Below are 22,325 nucleotides of genomic sequence, written 5' to 3'. Positions count from 1 at the left end.
AGCCATGGCTGAGGCTCAGAACATTCCGGCGGGCTCCACCACCGCCGGGTCCATCGCGGTGGCGGCCGAGTCCACCGTCGCCACGCGCATGAGCGCCCCTCCGTCCTTCGACGTCGCGGACTTCCCCGTCCCGCACGGCCGCGAGGAGGAATGGCGCTTCACGCCGCTGGAGCGGCTGCGCGGACTGCACGACGGCACCGCCGTCGCCACCGGTGACGGCGTCAAGGTCGTCATCGAGGCGCCCTCCGGCGTCACGGTCGAGACCGTCGGCCGCGACGACGAGCGGCTCGGCAGGGCCGGAACCCCGGTGGACCGGGTCGCCGCCCAGGCGTACTCGTCCTTCCAGCACGCCTCGGTCGTCACCGTCGCCAAGGAGGCCGTGCTCAGCGAGCCGATCCGGATCGCCGTGCACGGCCAGGGCGGTGTGGCCTACGGCCACCAGGTCATCGAGCTGGGTGCCTTCGCCGAGGCCGTCGTCGTCATCGACCACACCGGTGACGCCGTGCTCGCAGCCAACGTCGAATACGTCCTGGGCGACGGGGCGAAGCTGACCGTCGTCTCCGTCCAGGACTGGGACGAGAAGGCCGTCCACGTCGCCCAGCACAACACGCTGGTCGGCCGCGACGCCTCCTTCAAGTCGATCGTCGTCACCTTCGGCGGCGACCTGGTCCGCCTGCACCCGCGGATCGCCTACGCGGCCCCCGGCGGCGAGGCCGAATTGTTCGGGCTGTATTTCACCGACAAGGGCCAGCACCAGGAGCACCGCCTCCTCGTCGACCACAACGCCCCGCACTGCAAGTCCAACGTCGCCTACAAGGGCGCTCTGCAGGGCGACGGCGCCCACGCCGTGTGGATCGGTGACGTGCTCATCCAGGCGGCCGCCGAGGGCACCGACACCTACGAGATGAACCGCAACCTGGTTCTGACCGACGGTGCCCGGGTCGACTCCGTGCCGAACCTGGAGATCGAGACCGGCGAGATCGTCGGCGCCGGCCACGCCTCGGCGACCGGCCGGTTCGACGACGAGCAGCTGTTCTACCTGCAGTCCCGGGGCATCCCGGCCGAGGAGGCCCGCCGGCTCGTCGTGCGCGGCTTCTTCGCCGAGCTGGTCCAGCAGATCGGCCTCCCCGACGTCGAGGACCGGCTCCTCGACAAGATCGAGGCCGAGCTGAAGGCGTCGGTCTGACATGGCCTTCGTCAAAGTGTGTGCGCTGAGCGAGCTGGAGGACGACACCCCCAAGCGGGTGGAGCTCGACGGCACGCCGGTCTCCGTCGTCCGGACCGAGGGCGAGGTGTTCGCGATCAACGACATCTGCTCGCACGCGAACGTCTCGCTGTCCGAGGGCGAGGTGGAGGACTGCGCGATCGAGTGCTGGCTGCACGGATCGAGCTTCGACCTCCGCACCGGCAAGCCGTCCGGTCTTCCCGCGACGCGCCCCGTCCCCGTATACCCCGTCAAGATCGAAGGGGACGATGTGCTCGTCTCCGTCACCCAGGAGTCCTGAGTCACCCATGGCAACGCTTGAAATCCGCGACCTGCACGTCTCCGTCGAGGCCGACAACGCCACGAAGGAGATCCTCAAGGGCGTCGACCTGACCGTGAAGCAGGGCGAGACGCACGCCATCATGGGCCCGAACGGGTCCGGCAAGTCCACCCTCGCCTACTCGCTCGCGGGTCACCCCAAGTACACGATCACGAGTGGCACGGTGACCCTGGACGGCGAGGACGTCCTGGAGATGTCCGTGGACGAGCGGGCCCGCGCCGGCCTGTTCCTCGCCATGCAGTACCCGGTCGAGATCCCCGGGGTCTCGGTCTCCAACTTCCTGCGCACCTCCGCCACCGCCGTCCGCGGCGAGGCCCCCAAGCTGCGGACGTGGGTCAAGGAGGTCAAGGAGACGATGGCCGAGCTCCAGATGGACCCGGCCTTCGCCGAGCGCAACGTCAACGAGGGCTTCTCCGGCGGTGAGAAGAAGCGCCACGAGATCCTCCAGCTGGAGCTCCTCAAGCCGAAGATCGCCATCCTCGACGAGACCGACTCCGGCCTCGACGTCGACGCCCTGCGCGTCGTGTCCGAGGGCGTCAACCGGGTGCGCGACCGCGGCGAGGTCGGCACCCTGCTGATCACGCACTACACGCGGATCCTCCGCTACATCAAGCCCGACTTCGTGCACGTCTTCGCCAACGGCCGCATCGCCGAGTCCGGTGGCGCCGAGCTCGCCGACAAGCTGGAGAACGAGGGCTACGAGGCATATGTGAAGGGTGGCGCTTCCGCGTGACTGACGCCCGACAGGGGCTCTCCGGCCTCCTCGACACCGAGGCGATCCGCAAGGACTTCCCGATCCTGGACCGCACGGTCCACGACGGCAAGAAGATCGTGTACCTGGACAGCGCGGCGACCTCGCAGAAGCCGCGCCAGGTCCTCGACGCTCTCAGTGAGTACTACGAGCGGCACAACGCCAACGTCCACCGCGGTGTGTACACCATCGCGGAGGAGGCCACCGCGCTGTACGAAGGCGCCCGCGACAAGGTCGCCGCCTTCATCAACGCACCCAGCCGCAACGAGGTGATCTTCACCAAGAACGCCTCGGAGTCGCTCAACCTCGTCGCCAACATGCTCGGCTGGGCGGATGAGCCCTACCGGGTCGACAGCGACACCGAGATCGTCACCACCGAGATGGAGCACCACTCCAACATCGTGCCGTGGCAGCTGCTCTCGCAGCGCACCGGCGCGAAGCTCAAGTGGTTCGGCATCACGGACGACGGCCGGCTCGACCTGTCGAACATCGACGAGATCATCACGGAGAAGACGAAGATCGTCTCCTTCACGCTGGTCTCCAACATCATGGGCACGGTCAACCCGGTCGAGAAGATCATCCGGCGCGCCCAGCAGGTCGGCGCGCTGGTCTGCATCGACGCCTCGCAGGCCGCCCCGCACATGGTGCTCGACGTGCAGGCGCTGCAGGCGGACTTCGTGGCCTTCACCGGTCACAAGATGGTCGGCCCGACCGGCATCGGTGTCCTGTGGGGACGGCAGGAGCTCCTGGAGGACCTGCCGCCGTTCCTCGGCGGCGGCGAGATGATCGAGACGGTGTCGATGCACTCGTCGACCTACGCACCGGCTCCGCACAAGTTCGAGGCGGGCACGCCCCCGATCGCGCAGGCCGTCGGCCTCGGCGCGGCGGTGGACTACCTCACCTCGATCGGCATGGAGAACATCCACCGCCACGAGCAGGCGATCACCGAGTACGCGGTGCGCAGGCTCCTGGAGGTCCCGGACCTCCGGATCATCGGACCGGCGACGGCCGAGGACCGGGGCGCGACGATCTCCTTCACGCTCGGCGACATCCATCCCCACGACGTGGGGCAGGTGCTCGACGAACAGGGCATCGCCGTCCGGGTCGGACACCACTGCGCCCGCCCGGTCTGCCTGCGGTACGGAATTCCTGCGACGACGCGAGCGTCGTTCTATCTGTACTCCACGCCCGCCGAGGTCGACGCCCTGGTGGACGGGCTCGAGCACGTGCGGAACTTTTTCGGTTAGACGAGCGGCTGAGGGTTGACTGGTGAAGCTTGACTCCATGTACCAGGAAGTGATCCTGGACCACTACAAGCACCCCCACGGGCGTGGCCTGCGGGACGGCGACGCCGAGGTGCACCACGTCAACCCGACGTGCGGCGACGAGATCACGCTCCGCGTGAAATACGACGGCGAGACCATCGCCGACGTCAGTTACGAGGGCCAGGGCTGCTCCATCAGCCAGGCCAGCGCCTCCGTGCTCAACGAGCTGCTCGTGGGCAAGGAGCTCGGTGACGCGCAGAGGATCCAGGAGGCGTTCCTGGAACTGATGCAGTCCAAGGGCCAGCTGGAGCCGGACGACGCGATGGAGGAGGTGCTGGAGGACGCCGTCGCGTTCGCCGGCGTCTCCAAGTACCCGGCCCGGGTCAAGTGCGCGCTGCTGAGCTGGATGGCGTGGAAGGACGCGACGGCGCAGGCGCTGTCCGAAGGGAAGACCGCATGAGCGAGAACGAGACTCTCACCACCAAGCCGGCCTCCGAGGAGGAGGTCCGCGAGGCGCTGTACGACGTGGTCGACCCCGAGCTGGGGATCGACGTCGTCAACCTGGGCCTGATCTACGGCATCCACATCGACGACGCCAACATCGCCACCCTCGACATGACGCTGACGTCGGCGGCCTGCCCGCTGACCGACGTCATCGAGGACCAGGCGAAGTCCGCGACGGACGGCATCGTCAACGAGCTGCGGATCAACTGGGTCTGGATGCCGCCGTGGGGACCGGACAAGATCACCGACGACGGCCGCGAGCAGCTTCGCGCGCTCGGCTTCAACGTCTGATCCACGACGTTCACGGACGGCCCCCGGCACCACTCGACATCGAGTGGTGCCGGGGGCCGTCCGTGCGTTGTTCGTGCTCCGTACGTATGACGTGTGCACGGCGTTCGCACCGGGGCCGGAGCCTGCTCGTCGACACCACGCCGACGAGAGGCACGCAGTGCTGCATCAGCTTCCGTTCCAGAACCGCCGGGCGGCCCTCGCCGCGGCCGGGGCCCTCGCACTCGCCGCGCTGGGTGGCAACGCGCCCGCACACGCGGCGAGTTACGGCACCCCCACGATCACCCTCGCGTCCTCCTACCTGTCCGGCGCCGTCGGCGCGACGGGCGATCCCGTGGTCACCGTGACCGTCGCGCAGAGCGGCGCCGACGCCACCGCGCTCACCGTGGCCGCCTCGGCGAGCTCCAGGTCGTCCGTCGCCGGGACCTCCGACGTGACGGTCACGGGCACCGGCGCCACCCGTCAGGTCTCCGTCTCGGCGCGCGCCCGGGGTTACACGGACCTCACCGTCAAGGTCACCGGGCTCGGCGGCAAGACCGCCACCAAGGTGCTGCACTACGCCGCCTCGGCCGCCGTGCAGAACTCCGCCGACACCCGCTACGTGACGGGCTCGTCCGACGCCTCGGCGGCCGTCGACGTCGGCGGCGGGTACGCGGTGGTGGCGGACGACGAGTCCAACACCCTGCGCCTGTACGACCTCACGGTGTCCGGCGCGCCCGTGCGGACCTGGGACGTCGCCTCGAAGCTCGGGGTGAGCAAGGAGATCGACATCGAGGGGGCCGCGAGGGTCGGGGACACCGTCTACTGGACCGGCTCGCTCGGCAACAACAAGGACGGCGAGTACAAGGCCGACCGCAACACCGTGTTCACCACGACGGTCACCGGCTCCGGCGCCTCGACCCAGCTGACGGTCGGCCGCTCGTACCGGAAGCTGCGCGACGACCTCGTGGCCTGGGACGAGGCGAACGGCGACCGCTTCGGCTTCGCCGCGGGCACCGAGGACGGCCAGGCACCGAAGCAGATCGACGGATTCAACGTGGAGGGGCTGGAGTTCGCGCCCGGGTCGACGACCACCGCGTACATCGGCTTCCGTGCGCCGCTCGTCCCGCCGAAGTCGGGCGGCAAGGCCCTGATCGTGCCGGTGACCAACTTCGACAAGGTGACCGGAAGCGGCGCGAAGGCCGCCTTCGGGACGCCGATCGAGCTGGACCTCGGCGGGCTGACCATCCGTGACATCCGGAAGAACGCCGCCGACCAGTACCTGATCGTCGCCGGTTCCTGGGAGGCGGACGACAACTCCGACCCGTACGCCCTCTACAGCTGGGACGGCGTCGCCGGGCACGCCCCGGTCCGGCGGGCGACGCTGCCCACCACCGACCCGGGTGGCTGGGAGGCCGTCGTCTCGGTGCCCGACCTGACGGTCGCGGGTGCGCGGGCGCACGTGATCACGGACGCCGGGGCCGCCGACCTGTACGGGGACGGTACGGAGGCCAAGGACCTGGACCACGCCGAGTGGAAGAAGTCGCGGGCCACCTGGTTCACCGTGGGGAACTGACCGCCGGAGCCCGCTCGCGCCGGCGTGCCGCCGGCAGCGGCCGTGCCCGCCTGCGCCTCTTGCGGGCAGGGGAGACCCCCAGCAGACTGGCGGGCATGGCCGTTCGCTTGTACCAGCTCACCGTCGACACCCACGACCTGCCGTCCCTCGCACGCTTCTGGTGCGGGGTGCTGGACTGGCGGATCCTCTTCGAGGACGAGGGCGAGATCGTCATCGGGGCCGACGAGACCGCCCTGCCGGGCATGTGCTTCGTCCCCGTGCCCGAGGGGAAGACGGCCAAGAACCGTCTGCACATCGACCTTTCCCCCGACGACCTGGCCACCGAGGTCGAGCGCATCGTCGCGCTGGGCGCCCGGCGGCAGGACGTCGGCCAGGGCGAGGACGTCACGTGGGTGGTGCTGGCGGATCCGGAGGGCAACGAGTTCTGCGTGCTCCGGCCCAAGAAGACGCTGCTGGACTGACCGCCCGGCCCCGCACGCGACGGACGCGGACGGGGGCCGGGCCGCGGATCACTCCTGCGGGACACCGCCCGCGTGGGGCGGCGGAGGGGGCGGCGGTGCCGGAGCGCCGGCGGCCTCGGCCAGGACCGGGCCCAGGTTCTCCGTGCGGATGCGCCGGTCGACGTACAGCAGGCCGGTCACCAGCTGGGGGAACGTCGTCGAGATGATCTGGCCCACCAGCTGTCCCAGCAGCGCCGCGACCAGGTAACCGCTCACCGCGACGATCACGGCAGCCGCGCTCGGGTCGTCGTCGAGCGACGCCGTGCCGATCATGCCGGGGAAGACGCCGAGGACCGAGAACGGCATCTGGATGAAGTAGCCGGCCGTGGAAGCCATCAGGCCCGCCAGGAGCGTGATGCCGAAGATCCGCCACCAGTCGCCGCGGACCAGCTGGGCCGAGCGGCGCAGTGCGGCGAGGGGACGCTGCCCCTCGAAGACCACGACCGCCGGTGCCAGGCAGAACTTGATCCAGAGCCAGGCGGCCACCGGCCCGGTCGCCAGGGCGCCGATGACGCCCAGCGTGATCGCCGTGACGGAACCGGCGCTGCCGCCGCCGTCGTCCATGGCGACCAGGCTGATGATCACGCCGATGAAGGCGACCAGGATCAGCACCATCGGCACGATCACGATCAGTGCCGTGAGGACCAGGGCGCCGATCACCGGTGTGACGCGGGCCCAGGCCCGGCGCCACACCGTCCCGAACGCGACGGGCCGGCCGAGCACCGCCTCCTGGAGAACCGCGGGCACCGCCGCGTACATGAGACCCGAGACCACCGACATGACCACGATGCCCAGCAGCACCAGGACGCCACCCGCGATCACCAGCGGCACGACGTCCGTCGACGTGGGGTCCTCTCCGTAGCCGAGCGAGGTCAGCTCGGTCATGTGGTGCGCGACGGCGGAGTACGCCACGGCCACCGCCGCGGCCATCACCAGCGCCGCGCCCCCGTACAGCGCGCCGGCCATGCCGAACAGCTGCTTCCAGTACCTCCCCATGGTCGAGAACGCCCCGTTCAGAACGTCCCCCAGCTTCAGAGGGGCGAGCGGTATCACCCCCGGCTTCGGCGGGGGTACCCAGCCGCCCCATCCCGGAGGTCCCCCGTACGGACTTCCGCCGTACGGTGCGCCCCCGTATGCGCCGCCGCCCCACCCTGCGTCCTGCGCCACTGCCACTCCGTTGTGTTGTCGTAATCCGATCATCATCCGGTCGTACCGGTGCGCACACCGTAGCGTCCCGAGGTGACCCGGAAAGCCGTCCCCGGCCGGTCGCCGGACGGGTACGCCGGAGTTGCGTACGGTCGTACGCAACGATGTGTACGCTGGTACACATGGGATACGGACTGCTGGCCGCGGCCATCGCGGCGGAGGTGGCCGGGACGACGGCCATGAAGTACAGCGAAGGCTTCACCCGGCTCTGGCCCTCGGTCGTGACGGTCGTGGGCTACGTGCTGGCCTTCGCCCTGCTCGCCCAGACGCTCAAGACGCTGTCCATCGGCACCGCCTATGCCATCTGGGCGGGCGCGGGCACCGCCGCGATCGCCGTGATCGGCATCCTCTGGATGGGCGAGTCCGCGAGCCTCCTCAGACTCGCGGGCATCGCTCTGGTGATCGCGGGGGTCGTCGTCCTCAACCTCGGGGGTGCGCACTGATGGCCCGCAGGTACGACCCCGAGCGGCGCGAACGCATCATCGAGGCCGCCATCCGCGTCGTCGCGGACCGAGGCATCGCGGGACTCAGTCACCGCACGGTCGCGGCCGAGGCCGACGTGCCCCTCGGCTCGACGACCTATCACTTCGCCTCGCTCGACGAACTGCTGGTGGCGGCCCTGCGCCGGTGCAACGAGAACTTCGCCCGGACCGTGCGCGAGAGCGCGTATTTCGATGACCCTCAGGTCCCCCTCGCCGACGAGCTGACGCGGCTGCTGGAGGAATGGTTCGCCGGCGGGCGCGGGCCGATGGAGCTGGAGTACGAGCTCTACCTCGCCGCCCTGCGCAGGCCCGCCCTGCGGCCGGTCGCCGCGGAGTGGGCCGACGGACTCGCCGAGGTCATCGCCCGGCGCACCGACGCGGCCACCGCCCGGGCGCTCGTCGCCCTGATGGACGGCATCAGCCTCCAGGTCCTGCTCACCGGGGGCGACTTCGACGGCGCGTACACCAGGGAGATGCTGTCGAGGGTCGCTGCGGGGTCCCGCTGCTGAGCGGGCTCAGGCGCGGCCCCGGTGCACCGCCTCCAGCGCCGCACGCACGCTCGCCTCGATGTCGGTGACCGGGTAGAGGGCCTCGACGACGGTGCGGTCCCGGTCGACCACCAGGGTCAGCCGCTTCAGCCGCCTCACGCCCGCCACGCGGAACGTCGGGAGCCGCAGCGCCGCCGTGAGCGTCAGCCCGGCGTCGGAGAGCAGCGGGAAGTGCAGTCCCTCCTTCTCCGCGAACGCCCGCTGCTCGTCGGAGCGCTGGGTGGACACGCCGTGCACCGTCGCCCCCGCCGCGGTGAACTCGGCCAGCAGGTCGCGGTAGGTGCACGACTCCAGGGTGCAGCCGCTCGCCCCCGGAATCCCGGCCCAGCCCGGGGGATAGGCGTCCCTGCGGGCGTACGCGCTGGGGAAGCAGTACAGGACGGTGTACGGGGTGGCGGCGACGGGATCGCGGAACCCGCCCTCGTCGGCGGGAAGTTCGAGTGCGGGCAGCCGGGTGCCCACCAGGGCCCGCACGCGCCCCGCCTCCTCGGAGTCCCGCTCGGCCGTCGCCATGGTCTCCCCCTCTCCGAGCACCCAGGTGTCACCCCAGTCCTGGAGCGCGATCAGCACCGGCAGCAGGGCGCGACCGCGCGGGGTCAGCCGGTACTCGTGGCGGACCGGGCGGTCCTGGTAGGGCTGCCGGAACAGCACACCGGCGTCCGTCAGGAGACGCAGGCGCTCCGTCAGCACCTTGCGTGACACGCCCAGTTCCCGCTGGAGCGCGTCGAAGCGGTGCACGCCACGCGCGGCGTCGCGCACGATCAGCAGGGTCCACCAGTCGCCCACGACGTCGAGCGCCTGGGCGATCGCGCAGTCGGCGTCGGCCAGGCTGGTGCGCTGGGGCACGGTGTCCGCCCTTCTTCTCGGTTGACCGGCGGGGAGTGACACTGCCATAGTCCGTTCCCAAAGGGAACTCACTGCCGGGGGGCACGGGATGGGCATGCTGCGCGACATACCGGGAACGGTGCGGCTCCTGGCGCTCGGTGTGTTCCTCAACGCCCTCGTCAGCTTCACCTTCGTCTACCTCTTCGTCTACCTCACCGGGCCGCGCGGCCTGTCCGTCGCCGAGGCGGGCGTGATCAGCGGGGTCGGCGGACTCGGCCTGGTCGCCGGGAACTTCACCGGCGGCTGGTTCGGCGACCGGTACGGCCACCGGCGGATGCTCCTGACCGGCGCCTGCGTGAGCGGCGCCGCGCTCGTCGTCCTTCCCGCGCTGCCCCTCCCGGCCCTCTACGCGGTGCTGCCCCTCGCGCAGTACGCCTCCGGGGTCGTCCGCGCGGCGAACGCCGCACTCGTCGCGGTCTCCGTCCCGTCCGGCGCCCGCCGCCAGAGCTTCGCCCTCACCCGGTTCGCGTCCAACGGCGGCTTCGTCGTCGGACCGCCGCTCGGTGCGCTGGTCGCGGGCCGGTACTCCTACGACTGGCTCTTCCTGGCCGACGGCCTGGGCACCCTGCTCTTCGCGGCCTACGCCGCCGCCGTCCTGCCCGCCCGGGGCACCGCGCACTCGCGGCCGGCGCACGACCCGCGGGCCCCCGGGCTGTGGAGCGAACTCCGGGCCCGGCCCGCGGTGCTCGTGCTGCTCGCCGCGATCGTCTGCGTCGACCTCGTCTACCGCCAGCAGTACTCCACACTGCCGGTCTTCCTCGCCGACCACGGCCACAGCACCCAGTTCTACGGATGGCTGATCGCCGTCAACGGAGGCGTCATCCTCTGCCTCGAACTCCCCGCCGCCCACCTGCTGCGCCGACGGGCGCCCCTCACCGTCGTGGGCGCGGGCCTCCTGCTGGTGGGACTCGGGTACGCCGTGCTGATACCCGGGGCGGGCGCCCTGTTCGCCGTGACGATGATGGTGTCCCTGACCGCGGGCGAGATCCTCTACAAGACGACGGCCACGGCCTACGTCGCCGACCAGGCACCCGACCACGCCCAGGGCCGCTTCCAGAGCCTCTACGCCGGGGCCTCCATCAGCGGCCAGGTCCTCGCACCGCCCCTCGGGGGCGCGCTGTACGCCGCCTCGCCCGCCCTGCTCTGGCCCCTGTGCGCGGTTCTCGCGTGCGGCGCGGGCGTCGCCGTACTGGCCGCGCGCCGTATGCGTGAACCCTCCCGGACGATGAGACCGGTTCGCCCGCGCGGGCCCCGGGCGGCTAGGTTCAGGTCATGACCGACACGACTTCCCAGGGCTCCGCCCGCACCACCGGCGCCGTCGCCGCCGGCCTCGCCACCATCGCCGGTGACGGCACCGTCCTCGACACCTGGTTCCCCGCCCCCGAGCTCACCGCCGAGCCCGGCCCCGCCGGCACCCAGCGCCTGAGCCCCGAGGAGGCGGTGAACCGCCTCGGCGAGGGTGCGGCCAGGGCCATCGGCGTGGACGCCCGCCGCGGGGTGGAGGTCGTCGCCGTGTCCACGGTCATCTCCTCGCTCGACGACAAGCCGCTCGACGCCCATGACACCTACCTGCGGCTGCACCTGCTCTCGCACCGCCTCGTGCAGCCCCACGGGCAGAACCTCGACGGCATCTTCGGCTTCCTCGCCAACGTGGCCTGGACCTCGCTGGGCCCGGTCGCCGTCGACGACCTGGAGACGGTCCGGCTCAACGCCCGCGCGGAGGGCCTGCACCTCCAGGTGACCTCGGTCGACAAGTTCCCCCGGATGACGGACTACGTCGCGCCCAAGGGCGTGCGGATCGCCGACGCCGACCGGGTGCGGCTCGGGGCGCACCTGGCCGCCGGGACGACCGTGATGCACGAGGGCTTCGTCAACTTCAACGCGGGCACCCTCGGCACCTCCATGGTCGAGGGCCGCATCTCCGCGGGCGTCGTCGTCGGCGACGGCTCCGACATCGGCGGCGGCGCGTCCACCATGGGCACGCTTTCCGGCGGCGGCAAGGAACGCATCGTCATCGGGCAGCGCTGCCTGATCGGCGCGGAGGCCGGGGTCGGGATCGCGCTCGGCGACGAGTGCGTCGTCGAGGCGGGGCTCTACGTCACGGCAGGGACCCGGGTCACGATGCCGGACGGACAGGTCGTCAAGGCCCGCGAGCTCTCCGGCGCCTCGAACATCCTCTTCCGCCGCAACTCGGTCTCCGGCGCCGTCGAGGCCCGCCCGAACAACGCGGTGTGGGGCGGGCTCAACGACGTGCTCCACAGCCACAACTAGGAACAGCGTTCCCGTCACGTCCACTTCGCCGCGCACTCGCCGTCGGGGCGGGCACGGGACGGGAGATCCGGTGGAGACGGCCCGCGCGGCCCGGTCCGAGTGAGGACCGTGGTCGCGTGGGCCGTCTCCACCGGCGAGTCGAATGAGCGCGGACGGTCCCTGCCGTCCGCGCTCTGACGTTTTCATCTCCGGACGTCGATGCCGGGCGCAGGCGGTCGAGCCGGTCCCGCGCACGCACCCGGACGGGCGGAGCGGTCCGTGCGAGAGGCCGGACCGCCGTGCCGCAGTGCAGGTCGGGCAGCGTGTTCTCTTCCGCGGCCCCGGTCACCACGGTGAACACCGTGCCGCGCGCCGCCCGTTGGCGCGGGGCCCAGACGGTTTTGTGACCGACGTCACGCATCGATTCTGCTTGTCGCGTCAACCGAATGGGCTACGGTCCTGGCTGTCCTCCATGATCCACTTCCGGACGCCCCTGTCGACCGGGGTGCTGCCGGTAACGGGCGGCGCCCACCTCTCATCGCAGGCCGGAGTGCAGAGGCGAGGACACACACACCAAGGGTTCGCCCTATTTGGCATGCTCCGAGACAGTCGGAGTCCTGATCAGGGAAGTCAGTTGCGACAAGAATCTCTCCGAAGACAAGAGTTCCTCCGAAGAGGCTGGCACATAGCCGGTGCCGCGCTGGTCGCCGGCGCGGCGGGGCTGCTCTCGGCGTTCGCGGCGGTGCAGATGGCCCTGCGCGTCGTGATCGCGCACAGCGGCACGTACTTCGACGTGCTCGTGGCGAAACACCTCGCCACCGACCTCTCGGGCACCGTGGCCGGACTCGTGGCCGGCTCCGGGGTGCCGGTCGGGTGGCGCATGGCGCCGTTCTCGGGCCACATCACCGCCCCCTGGGTGTTCGAGCACCGCTCCGAGCTGCTCCTCGTAGGCATGGGGCCGCTGCTCGGCACCGCCGTGCTCGGGTGGTTCGTCGCCGCCGCGGCACGTGCTCTCGCACTCCCGAAGTGGCAGTTGCTGACCGCCTCGGCGGCCTCCTATGCCTTCCTCGCGGGGCTGGCCCAGGTGGCGACCCGTGAGCCGGGCGCGACCGCCGCGATGGAGCTGTCGACGTCGACGGTCTGGGCCGTCGTGGCCGCGGCCGGCTGGGCGCTGGCGGTCGGCGGCGTCATCGTGCGTTTTTACCCCGGTGCGGAGCGACGCTCGTACCGGTCCGTGCGGGCCGCCCGGCAGCGCGCCGTGCGCGGGACGGCGGTCACCATCGCGGTCGCGGTGGTCGCCTCGCTCGTCTCCGCGGGCACCGCGGCAGCGGACTCGCCGTACCCGCAGGGCCCGCCGCAGAAGTGGCGTGCTTCAGGTGTCCCGGACGCCCTGAAGGACCTGGAGCGCGAGGCCGGCCATGAGCTCGACGTGGCCAACAACCCGCAGACGGGCACTCCGTCGACGCTGGGCGGTCTGCGCAGCCCGCTCGCCGGGCGTGGCGTTCCCGCCTGGCTCCACACGCACGCGAAGCTCTTCGGAGTCACGGACACCGACGGCATGCTGTCGAAGGGCACCGGCCGCGTCGAGCAGCCCGACCCGACCGGTGGACACCACGTCTGGTACGACCAGTCGATCGACGGCGTCCGGGTGTACAACGCCCGGCTGGGCGTGCACCTGGACCGCGACAACAAGACGGTGACCGCCGTCACCAACGGCCTTCGCCCCGACCTGATTCCCCCGGCGTCGACGGTTCCGACGGTGCGTTCGAAGGACGCGGTCACGGTCGCCGGCAAGACGATGCAGCACGCCAGAACGACCGCGTCTCCCTCGCTGGTGGTCTACCCGGGCTCGCCGGCCAAGGGGTTCAAGAGCCCCTCGGCCCTGGCCTGGCAGATCGACGTGATGGACAAGAGCGGCTTCAGCGAGCGGGTCTTCGTCGACGCCCTGCGCAAGGGAGTCATCGTCGGGGTCCAGCCCCTCACCGAGACGGCCGAGGCCGCCGCTGCCGAACCGCCGAGAGCGCTGCCGCAGAACGCCACCGCGAACGACCTCAAGTGGGCCCCGGACGTCGACTACGACACGGACGGCTGCTACAACGTCCCGGCGATCGGTCCGGACGGAACCATCGCCCAGGGGCTCGAGCACAACAACACGACCACCTCGAGTGACTGCCGGGACCAGTCCGACCTGGACAACACCAACGCGTACTCCCGGCAGCGCTGCAACATGGGCTGGTGCGTCTACCTCTACGACTACTACTTCGAGAAGGACGTAGCGGTCGAGAACGTCGCCGATGTGGGGCACACCCACGACTGGGAACACGTCGCGGTCTGGGTGAAGGACGACCGGGCGGAGTACGTGTCCACATCTGCGCACGGCGGATACCACGTCCACCTGGCCAGTGACGTCCTCTGGGACGGTACCCACCCCAAGGTCGTCTACCAGAAGGACGGCGCCCAGACCCACAACTTCCGCCTCGCCAACGCGGGCGATGAGCCCCCGGAGAACCACTATCACAACTGGCGGCGTCCGGCGCTCGTCTCCTACAACGGATTCCCCAGCGGCCTGCGGGACAAGCTCTTCAATCACAATTTCGGCAAAGCCACGATAGCCATCAAGGACCCGCAGTTCCCGGAGAACCTCATTGCGGCCATCCCGCGGCACTACGAGTGCGAAGGCTTGCCCGACACAGGGCAGAACTGCAGGAACGTCGAGAATTTCCCGTTCCTCTACATCGCCGACCAAGACTCCCCGGGCGTCCCGCCGAACCACCCGGAGAACCTCTACCGAGCGGTCTTCGACATGAAGCACGGGACGAACTCGTCCGGAGCCGCGCGGGTGAGGGACGAGGGTGGCCCGGCCACCGGCGACGCCGACACGGACGACGCCTACAACCAGAGCGGCGTGGTCTACAACTACTTCAGGGAGAAGTTCGGACGCAATAGCATAGACGGCAACGGCGGGGAGCTGCATTCATATGTGCACTACGACACGAACTATGTGAACGCATTCTGGAACGGCTCGTACATGACGTACGGCGACGGCATGCTGTCGCAGGACGTCTCCGGTCACGAGATGGCGCACGGCGTCACCCAGTTCACCGCAGGACTGCAGTACGCATTCCAGTCCGGGGCACTGAACGAGAGCATCTCCGACTTCTTCGGTGAGATGACCGAGCGGGCGGCGAAGGGATCCAACGACTGGCTGATGGGTTCCGACATGAAGGTGCACGCGCCCTTCCGGTCCATGGCCGACCCCACCGTCTACGGTCAGCCGCGGCACATGAGTGCGTACACCCAGACCTGTTTCGACCAGGGCGGTGTCCACACCAACAGCGGCATTCCGAACTACGCGTTCTACCGCATGTCCGCTCTCATGGACCCCGACACCACGGCGAACATCCTGTGGCGGGCGATGACGCAGTACCTCGCCCCGACGTCGACGTTCGCCGATGCCGGGACGGCCATGGCGACCGCTGCCTCCGACCTCTACGGTCCGGCGTCCCGTCAGGCTTCCGTGACCAGCACGGTCTGGGAGAACGAAGTCGGCATCACGGCGAACACCCCGGACGAGCGGCCCGCGGGCTGCAACGTCGGCGGCGGACTCGTCATCCACTGCTCGACCCTGGAGCAGGTCTACAGCAACTCCGGGGCGCTGTCGTCCGACGGTGCCTCGCTCGAGGACGTCGCCGGCTCGCTGATCCACATGTACGAGCTCGGCGCAGTCTCCGATTCCCCCTCCGTCAACTACTACGAGAAGCTCTTCCTCGACAACAGGGACGACGTCAACAGCACACTGAATCTCGACGGTCCGCTCATGGAGCAGTTCGTGCGCACGATCCAGGCCTGGTCGCCCGTGCTGAAGGCGGTGGGCACGGACAAGGCCGACACGGTCATCATGACCCAGTCCCAACTCGACGCGGCCGACTCCCTCATCGAGGGGATCGGGGCCGCCGCCGACGAGCAGGGCACGGCGTCCCTGGCCAAGGTGGTCTCCAAGGAGTGGGGCAGGATCGACGTACAGCATCTGGTGGGCCTCAGCGCCGCCCAGGGCGTCGCCTACCTCGACACCGTCGTCGAGCAGATCCCCACTCCCACCCCCGCGCAGTCCCTGGCCTCGACCTTCGACAACGTGTCGGTCACCCAGGACACCTCCACCGGAGCCGGCAACTTCGACGGCGGCGGGGCCAGCTTCTCCGCCAAGGCACTCGCCACGGTGGGGGTCACCCCGGGTTCGGCCGTGTCCCACAGCGGTGTGGTCCTGAACTGGCCCTCCAGCGCGGGCACCGGCAAGCCGGACAACACCGTCGCACACGGTCAGACCATCGCTGTCCAGGGCACCGGCAACAGTCTCGGATTCCTGGTCTCGGCGAGCCATGGTCCCGCGGGCGGAAAGGGGAGCATCCTCTACTCCGACAAGACCAGCCAGCCGTTCAGCCTGAGCAGCCCGGACTGGTCAGGCGGCGACGGTGACGTGGCCGTCAGCTCCGCCTACCGGAACCGCCAGGGCAACCAGACGTACAACGGATCCGCGTACGTCTACTACGCCGGGGTGCCGCTGCAGTCCGGCAAGACACCGGTCAGCGTCACGCTGCCCGACGCCAGTGCCGCGACGGCGCCCGACACGCCCGCACTGCACGTCTACGCCATGGGCCTCGGCAAGGCCGCACCCGGCCTCGCGTCGGTCTTCAACAACATCGCCGTCACTCAGGACACCGCCACGGACCTGGGCGACCTGGACGGCGGTGGGGCCAGCTTCTCCGCGAAGGCACTCGCCACCGCGGGCGCCAAGCCGGGTTCCACCGTCACCCACTCCGGTATCGGCTTCACCTGGCCCTCCAGTGCCGGTGTGACCGGGACCGACGGCACCCGTACGTTCGGTAAGCCCGACAACGCCATCGCCTCGGGTCAGACCGTTGCCGTCAACGGCACCCGGGGCAGCACCCTCGGGTTCCTGGTCTCGGCGAGCTACGGACCCGCAGGCGGAGTCGGAACCGTCTCCTACTCCGACGGAACCAGCCAGCCGTTCAGCCTGAGCAGCGCCGACTGGTTCGGCGGCGACGGTGACGTGGCCGTCAGCTCCGCCTACCAGAACCGCCAGGGCAATCAGACGTACAACGGATCCGCGTACGTCTACTACGTCGGGGTGCCGCTGCAGTCCGGCAAGACGCCGGTCAGCGTCAAGCTGCCGACCGTCAGCTACACCGCCCTGCCCGACACGCCCACCCTGCACGTCTTCGCGATGACACGCGGCTGATGGCCTGTCAGAAGAACTGGACGGTGACGGCGACCGCTTCGCCGTGAACCCGCGCAGCCCGTCGGTCGCACCGCGACCGGCGGGCTGCAGTGGTTCGCGGGCCGTGCCGCGCCGTCCGTCGCCGCGAGCGGGCCGCGGGAGCGGGGAAGGTGTGTCCGCAGTGCCGAGGAGGGCACGCGGGCGGGCGTGGTCGTTCTCCCGCTCGCGGGCCGTTGCCCTTCGGGTGGAGGCCTGTACACTCCAAAGTACTTGTTTCGTCAACTAATTGGGGTTCGGGTGGAGAGCAAGAAGATCATTTCCGTGGTCGGGGCAACGGGCAAGCAGGGCGGGGCCCTGGTGGACGCGGTCCTCGCCGATCCCGACAGCCCGTTCGTGGTGCGTGCCCTGACGAGGAACTCGGACTCGCGCGCGGCGAAGGAGCTCGTGGCGCGCGGCGTGGAGGTCGTCGAAGCCGATCTGGACGATGAGTCCAGCCTGGCCCGGGCCTTCGCAGGAGCGCACGGCGCCTTCGTCGTCACGGATTTCTGGGCCCCGTTGAGCGCTGAGCAGGAAGCGGCCAGGCCCCGGCACGTCAGGGAGTTCGAGCAGGCGGCCAACGCGGCGCGAGCGGCCAGGACCGCCGGTGTCGGCCACGTGGTGTGGTCGACCCTGGAGGACACCCGGCCCCACTTCGAGGGCGCCGGTGACACGGTTCCCAGGGTCGAGGGCGGCTACACGGCGCCTCACTTCGATGTGAAGGCCTCCGCGGACGCGATCTTCGCCGAACTGCAGGTGCCCACGACCTGTCTGCGGTTGCCCTTCTTCCACGAGACGCTCTTCCTCGGCATGGGCCCCGTCCGCAACCCGCAGGGCGAGCTGGTCCTCTCCATTCCCATCGCCGATCGCAAGATGGTGGTGATCGGGGCCCAGGACATCGGCCGCACGGTGCACCTCATCTTCAAGGCCCCCGGTGACTGGATCGGTGAGACGGTGGCCATCGCGGCGGAACACGTCACCGGCGAAGGGCTCGCCGAGATGCTCTCCGAGGCCGTCGGCGAGAAGGTCACCTACCAGCCCTACAGCTGGCCCGAGTTCCGGGCTCTGCCCATCCCGCACGCGGTCGCGGTCTCCAACGGGCTCCAGTTCCTCGCCGAGCGGTCGGAGGCCGCGGAGCTGCGGGACATCGAACGGACCCGCGACCTCACCCCCCGGCTGGAAAGCTACGAGGCCTGGATCCGGAAGAACCGGGACGCCCTTCGCGCGCTCAACGCCTGAGCGCCGCACCACGGGGCGGCGATCCTGCCGGGTCCATGGCCGCTCCCCGTCCGAAGCGGACCGGATCCCGGGCCGGTCGGCCTGCCGGGGTGGTGGCCCACGGCCCGGCCCTCCATGGCTGCTCACCGGCCGTGGCCGCACGTGCCGTGGCGGCCCTCGGCGGAACCGGGCGGCACGGGACGAAATGCGTCTACGCTGGGCCGCGGCGGCCCGGACCCGATGGCACGGTGTCCGCCCCGCACGCATCCCGCGAACGCCCCGAGGAGACCCCCCAGATGTCCGCAGAGCGCCCCACCCTGCCGCCGGTGCGGCTGCACACCGAGGCCGAGCTGGCACGGGACGCGCTGGCCGCTCCGCTGCTCGTCCGCGCCGTCCGGCTCGCCCGCTGGGCGGGACCCGCGACCCGGGTCGGAGCGGGCGGCGAACTCGTCGACGCTCAGCTGCCCGAGGCCGCGGAGCTTCTCGGTCTCGCGGCGGACGAGGACGGTGCGGCCTACGCGAGCGAAGCGTGGCGCCTCGCCGTCGACACGGGACTCGTGGACGTGGAGGACCCGCAGGACGAGGAGGAGGACGGGACGGCGGAGGGCACCGTCACCGCCGGGGAGAACCTGGCCCTGCTGACCTCCGGATCCCCGCAGGACGTCCTCTCGATCTGGCTCGACGGCCTGGACGCCGTCCACGCGGACGCCACGGCCCCGGCCTTCGACGACTTCGCGGACCTCATCGGCGAGGACGGCAGCGTCGACTTCGACGCCCTCGACTGGGACCCGGAGGCCGAGGCCGACCTCCTCGACGGGGTGCTCGGAAACCTCTACCTGCTGACCCTGTCGGAGACCGGGCCCGCCGACGCCCCGGTACCGCTGCCGGCCCTCGCCGCCTCCGTGGTGGTGCCCGACGACATGGACGAGCCCACCGACGACGTGCTGGAGCAGGTGTCGGAGGCCATGATGCGGCTGGACGACCAGTTCCGGGTCCTGGAGCCCATCGGGATCGTCGAGTACGTGCCGGTGGACGAGACCCTGCTGACGGAGGAGGGGCAGGAGTCCTCGCCGCCCGTCGACGACGAGGACGTGACCCGCTACGGCATGGTCAAGCTGACCCCGCTCGGCCTCTACGGCGTCCGCGAGCGGATGCTGGAGGCCGGAGTCGACGCCCCGGCGGTCGGCGACCTCGCCGACAAGGGCGCCGACGCCCTGCTCGACGGCATCGCCCACTATCCCGAGGACGCCGCGCGCACCGAGACCGGGCTGTGGCTCGACCGTCGCGGGGCCGACGGAGCGCGGGTCGCCGCGGCGGAGCTCCTGGACGCGGCGCGCGGCGCCGACCGGCGCGCCCCGCTGCGCAGGCTCCACTGCCAGCAGGCGCTCGCCCTCGCCGGTGCCGGGGCGGAGCCCGCGGTCCGGGCGGTGCTCGACGACCCCGAGCTCGGCGGCCTCGCGCGGGTCTGGCTGGCGGAACGCGGTGCGGCCGACGTGCCCGCACCCCCGGAGCCGATGATCTTCTGGCTCGCCGTCGACACGATCGCCGCGCAGCTCGACGCCGAGGGCGACATGGACGAGCTCCAGGAGCTCGTCGAGGGTCTCTCGGGCCAGCACAGCGGGTTCTTCGACGAGGCGTGGCGGGTGGACCACCCCGCGACGGCCGAGGTGCTGGAGGCGATGGGACGGCTGCACCGCGACCGCAAGAGCGCGAAGGACGCCCGCAAGGCGGCGTTCAAGGCCCGCTCGCGCGGCAACGGCTGAGCTGCGGGGCGATTTCGGGCCGGGCGGGCCCAACCGCTTTGTACGCAAACGCGGTTCGGCTTGGCGTACAGGTCCGCCCGGCGTCGTGCGCCGTTCAACTCCTGTTGGTGCGACGGGTGGAGCGTGTACGCGCCAGCTCACCCGGTCGTGCAACAGGAGTCGTCGATGTCGTTCACCCGCAGGGAATTCACCAGACAGTCCGCTCTGACCGGCGCCGGTATCGCCCTGACCGGCGCGGTGGGCGCGCTGGCCACCGCGCCGGGCGCCCTGGCGGCCGAGGACGAGCGCCACGGCCACGACGATCACGGTCATGACGATCACGGCCATGGCGGGCACGGCCACGACCACGGCGGGAAGCTCGGTTACGGTCCGCTGCTGCCCGACCCGAAGGGCCTCCTCGCGCTGCCGGCCGGATTCTCGTACCGCGTCATCACCCACAGCGGGGTCACGAAGCTGGAGACGGGGGAGCCGACCCCCTCCAACCACGACGGCACCGCCGCCTTCGAGGGTGCCCGCGGTGTCACCCTCCTGGTCAACAACCACGAGCTGAGCGGTACCCGGGCCGGCTGGGAGCACCCCGTGCCGCTCACCGAGGGCCTCGTCTACGACCCCGTCGCCGCCGGCGGCTGCACCGTCGTGGAGACCCGCCGTGACGGCCGCACCGCCGAGTGGGTCGGCATCGCGGGCACCTCGACCAACTGCGCGGGCGGCAGCACGCCGTGGGGCACCTGGCTGACCTGTGAGGAGACCGAGGACAAGGCCGGCAAGAACGGCCTGCTCAAGGACCACGGATACGTCTTCGAGGTCGACCCCTACGACAAGCGGGCCAACCGCGACCCGCGCCCCGTCAAGGCGTTCGGCCGGTACGCCCACGAAGCCGTCGTCATCGACCCCAGGCTCGGACACGCCTACCTCACCGAGGACGCGTCGGGTCCCAACGGACTGCTCTACCGCTGGGTGCCGCCGCACGGCTTCACGCACGGCCGCGGCAAGCTGCGCACCCTCGCCGACGACGCGGGCGTCCTGCAGGCCACCCGGTGCTTCGACAAGAACGGCACCTTCGTCGACGACCTGTCCCGCGCCACGAAGACCGGCACGGTCTACGGGGTGGACTGGGTCGACGTACCCGACCGTGACGCGAAGACCGTCTCCGTGCGCAAGCAGTTCTCCGAGGGCCAGGTGACGCGTGCCCGCAAGCTCGAGGGCATGTGGTGGGGCGACGGCGGCACCTACATCGTCTCCTCGTTCGCCCGCGACGAGAGCCCGGTCGCGCACGACGGCCAGGTCTGGTTCTACGACCCCAAGCGCCGCACGCTGACCCTGAAGGTGCTCCTCGGCGTCAACGCGGACCCGTCGAAGGACGGCGCGCTCGACGGTCCCGACAACATCACCGTGTCGCCCTACGGCGGTCTCGTCATCGCCGAGGACGGGGAGGGCGTCCAGCACCTCTTCGGCGCGACCGAGAGCGGCCGCACCTACCCGATCGCCCGCAACGAGCTGAACGCCGGCACGGAGCAGGAGCCGTCGTACAGCGAGTTCACCGGGGTCACCTTCTCGCCGGACGGAAAGACGCTCTTCGCCAACATCCAGACGCCGGGCATCATGCTCGCCATCACCGGCCCGTGGAAGCGCCAGCCCCACAAGCACTGACCCGTCACGGCCGTGGGCGGCGCGTGACGGGTCCCCGGCGCGCCGCCCACGGCCGGTGCTCCGCCTCGCGTACGGGCCGGCGCGAAGCCGGGGGCCGGGCGGGTGGCGGAGGGGCCGGCCGTCCGAGTCCGTCCACGGCCTCGCGGGCGGGGGCCCGCGTGCCGGGCCGGACGCGCGCGGCGGGGTGGTCCGGCACCGGCCTGCGCCGGGCGTGAGCAGCCACACCTTCGGGGGTCTTCGCGGTGCGGCGTCCCGCGCGCTCCCCCCGGCCGCAGGCCCGCCGGGACCCGGGCCCGGCCCGGAACCGCTGATTACGAATCCGGCACTACTGACCGCTCCGGAGCGGTCGGGCATGGCGTCGGGGGCTTACAGGGCGCATACTCGACCGTAATGAAACAGTCAGCCGGTTCCCGGCGTCACCTGCCTTCCAGTCCCTTCAACCGCCCGGCCCAGGCGGCCCCACCGGTCGAATGCTTCGATGTGGGCGACAGGGTGTCGCACGACCAGTTCGGACTCGGACGAGTCCTCGCTGTCGAGGGCGACAACGACGCAGTGCTCATCGACTTCTCGGGGCGACAGGGGAGGATCCTGAGCCCGTACTCCAAGCTGACCAAGCTCTGAGGAGGAGGACGAGCACGCAACGC

19 protein-coding genes are annotated in these 22,325 nt (G+C 70.7%); 17 read left to right on the top strand and 2 right to left on the bottom strand.

The window, feature by feature from the left end; all coding sequences use genetic code 11:
• The first annotated feature begins 4 nt into the window (after positions 1-4).
• The 8 genes from sufD (at position 5) to ACFYY2_RS21790 (ending at position 6,368) form a co-directional block, all read left to right on the top strand.
• Positions 5-1,186: a Fe-S cluster assembly protein SufD gene (sufD, locus tag ACFYY2_RS21825; protein ID WP_388745318.1), complete on the top strand. Its 1,182-nt coding sequence runs from the start codon at positions 5-7 to the stop codon at positions 1,184-1,186.
• Position 1,187: 1 nt separating this feature from the next.
• Positions 1,188-1,505, top strand: a complete 318-nt coding sequence (locus ACFYY2_RS21820; protein WP_097867842.1) for a bifunctional 3-phenylpropionate/cinnamic acid dioxygenase ferredoxin subunit — start codon at positions 1,188-1,190, stop codon at positions 1,503-1,505.
• A gap of 7 nt (positions 1,506-1,512) precedes the next feature.
• Positions 1,513-2,277 (top strand): Fe-S cluster assembly ATPase SufC, encoded by a 765-nt coding sequence (gene sufC, locus ACFYY2_RS21815; RefSeq protein WP_388745316.1) that lies wholly within the window; start codon positions 1,513-1,515, stop codon positions 2,275-2,277.
• Positions 2,274-3,542, top strand: coding sequence for a cysteine desulfurase (locus tag ACFYY2_RS21810; RefSeq protein ID WP_388745314.1), 1,269 nt, complete (start codon positions 2,274-2,276; stop codon positions 3,540-3,542). The genes sufC and ACFYY2_RS21810 overlap by 4 nt, the downstream gene beginning before the upstream one ends.
• 22 nt (positions 3,543-3,564) lie before the next feature.
• Positions 3,565-4,020 (top strand): Fe-S cluster assembly sulfur transfer protein SufU, encoded by a 456-nt coding sequence (sufU, locus tag ACFYY2_RS21805; protein WP_327119797.1) that lies wholly within the window; start codon positions 3,565-3,567, stop codon positions 4,018-4,020.
• Positions 4,017-4,355 carry a metal-sulfur cluster assembly factor gene (locus ACFYY2_RS21800; protein ID WP_014156915.1) on the top strand — a complete coding sequence of 113 codons (339 nt, stop codon included), beginning with the start codon at positions 4,017-4,019 and terminating at the stop codon, positions 4,353-4,355. The genes sufU and ACFYY2_RS21800 overlap by 4 nt, the downstream gene beginning before the upstream one ends.
• A 157-nt stretch (positions 4,356-4,512) precedes the next feature.
• On the top strand, positions 4,513-5,907 hold the full coding sequence (locus tag ACFYY2_RS21795; protein ID WP_388745311.1) for a hypothetical protein: 1,395 nt from the start codon (positions 4,513-4,515) through the stop codon (positions 5,905-5,907).
• Positions 5,908-6,002: 95 nt separating this feature from the next.
• Complete coding sequence (locus ACFYY2_RS21790; protein WP_388745309.1) at positions 6,003-6,368, top strand: VOC family protein; 366 nt, start codon at positions 6,003-6,005, stop codon at positions 6,366-6,368.
• Between the two features lie 48 nt (positions 6,369-6,416).
• On the opposite strand, the gene ACFYY2_RS21785 is transcribed toward ACFYY2_RS21790, so the two are convergent.
• Entirely contained in the window at positions 6,417-7,574 is a 1,158-nt protein-coding gene (locus tag ACFYY2_RS21785; protein ID WP_388745307.1) for a hypothetical protein, read from the bottom strand.
• Positions 7,575-7,735: 161 nt separating this feature from the next.
• Between ACFYY2_RS21785 and ACFYY2_RS21780 the strand changes: the two genes are divergently transcribed.
• Together ACFYY2_RS21780 and ACFYY2_RS21775 are read left to right on the top strand one after the other, a co-directional pair.
• Complete coding sequence (locus ACFYY2_RS21780) at positions 7,736-8,056, top strand: DMT family transporter (RefSeq protein ID WP_388745305.1); 321 nt, start codon at positions 7,736-7,738, stop codon at positions 8,054-8,056.
• Positions 8,056-8,604, top strand: coding sequence for a TetR/AcrR family transcriptional regulator (locus ACFYY2_RS21775; RefSeq protein ID WP_388745303.1), 549 nt, complete (start codon positions 8,056-8,058; stop codon positions 8,602-8,604). Before ACFYY2_RS21780 ends, ACFYY2_RS21775 begins: the two co-directional genes overlap by 1 nt.
• Before the next feature lie 6 nt (positions 8,605-8,610).
• Here ACFYY2_RS21775 and ACFYY2_RS21770 read toward each other — a convergent pair whose 3' ends face one another.
• Positions 8,611-9,489 (bottom strand): winged helix-turn-helix transcriptional regulator, encoded by an 879-nt coding sequence (locus ACFYY2_RS21770; protein ID WP_388745301.1) that lies wholly within the window; start codon positions 9,487-9,489, stop codon positions 8,611-8,613.
• A gap of 88 nt (positions 9,490-9,577) precedes the next feature.
• On the opposite strand from ACFYY2_RS21770, the gene ACFYY2_RS21765 reads away from it, so the two are divergent.
• The 7 genes from ACFYY2_RS21765 to ACFYY2_RS21735 all read left to right on the top strand — a co-directional run bounded on the left by ACFYY2_RS21765 (position 9,578) and on the right by ACFYY2_RS21735 (position 22,302).
• Complete coding sequence (locus ACFYY2_RS21765) at positions 9,578-10,804, top strand: MFS transporter (protein ID WP_388745299.1); 1,227 nt, start codon at positions 9,578-9,580, stop codon at positions 10,802-10,804.
• Entirely contained in the window at positions 10,801-11,799 is a 999-nt protein-coding gene (dapD, locus tag ACFYY2_RS21760) for a 2,3,4,5-tetrahydropyridine-2,6-dicarboxylate N-succinyltransferase (RefSeq protein WP_388745297.1), read from the top strand. Before ACFYY2_RS21765 ends, dapD begins: the two co-directional genes overlap by 4 nt.
• A 613-nt stretch (positions 11,800-12,412) precedes the next feature.
• Complete coding sequence (locus tag ACFYY2_RS21755; RefSeq protein WP_388745295.1) at positions 12,413-17,035, top strand: NPP1 family protein; 4,623 nt, start codon at positions 12,413-12,415, stop codon at positions 17,033-17,035.
• A 300-nt stretch (positions 17,036-17,335) separates the two neighbouring features.
• Positions 17,336-18,289, top strand: coding sequence for an NmrA/HSCARG family protein (locus ACFYY2_RS21750; protein WP_388745293.1), 954 nt, complete (start codon positions 17,336-17,338; stop codon positions 18,287-18,289).
• Positions 18,290-18,564: 275 nt separating this feature from the next.
• Positions 18,565-20,031, top strand: coding sequence for a hypothetical protein (locus ACFYY2_RS21745; protein ID WP_388745291.1), 1,467 nt, complete (start codon positions 18,565-18,567; stop codon positions 20,029-20,031).
• Between the two features lie 165 nt (positions 20,032-20,196).
• Complete coding sequence (locus ACFYY2_RS21740) at positions 20,197-21,681, top strand: alkaline phosphatase PhoX (protein WP_388745289.1); 1,485 nt, start codon at positions 20,197-20,199, stop codon at positions 21,679-21,681.
• Positions 21,682-22,071: 390 nt separating this feature from the next.
• Entirely contained in the window at positions 22,072-22,302 is a 231-nt protein-coding gene (locus ACFYY2_RS21735; RefSeq protein ID WP_014156926.1) for a hypothetical protein, read from the top strand.
• Positions 22,303-22,325: the final 23 nt, after the last annotated feature.

This window comes from Streptomyces sp. NPDC001822 (genome assembly GCF_042892135.1).
In the GTDB taxonomy this organism is placed as follows: domain Bacteria; phylum Actinomycetota; class Actinomycetes; order Streptomycetales; family Streptomycetaceae; genus Streptomyces.
This window is presented reverse-complemented; position numbering and strand designations above follow the sequence as displayed.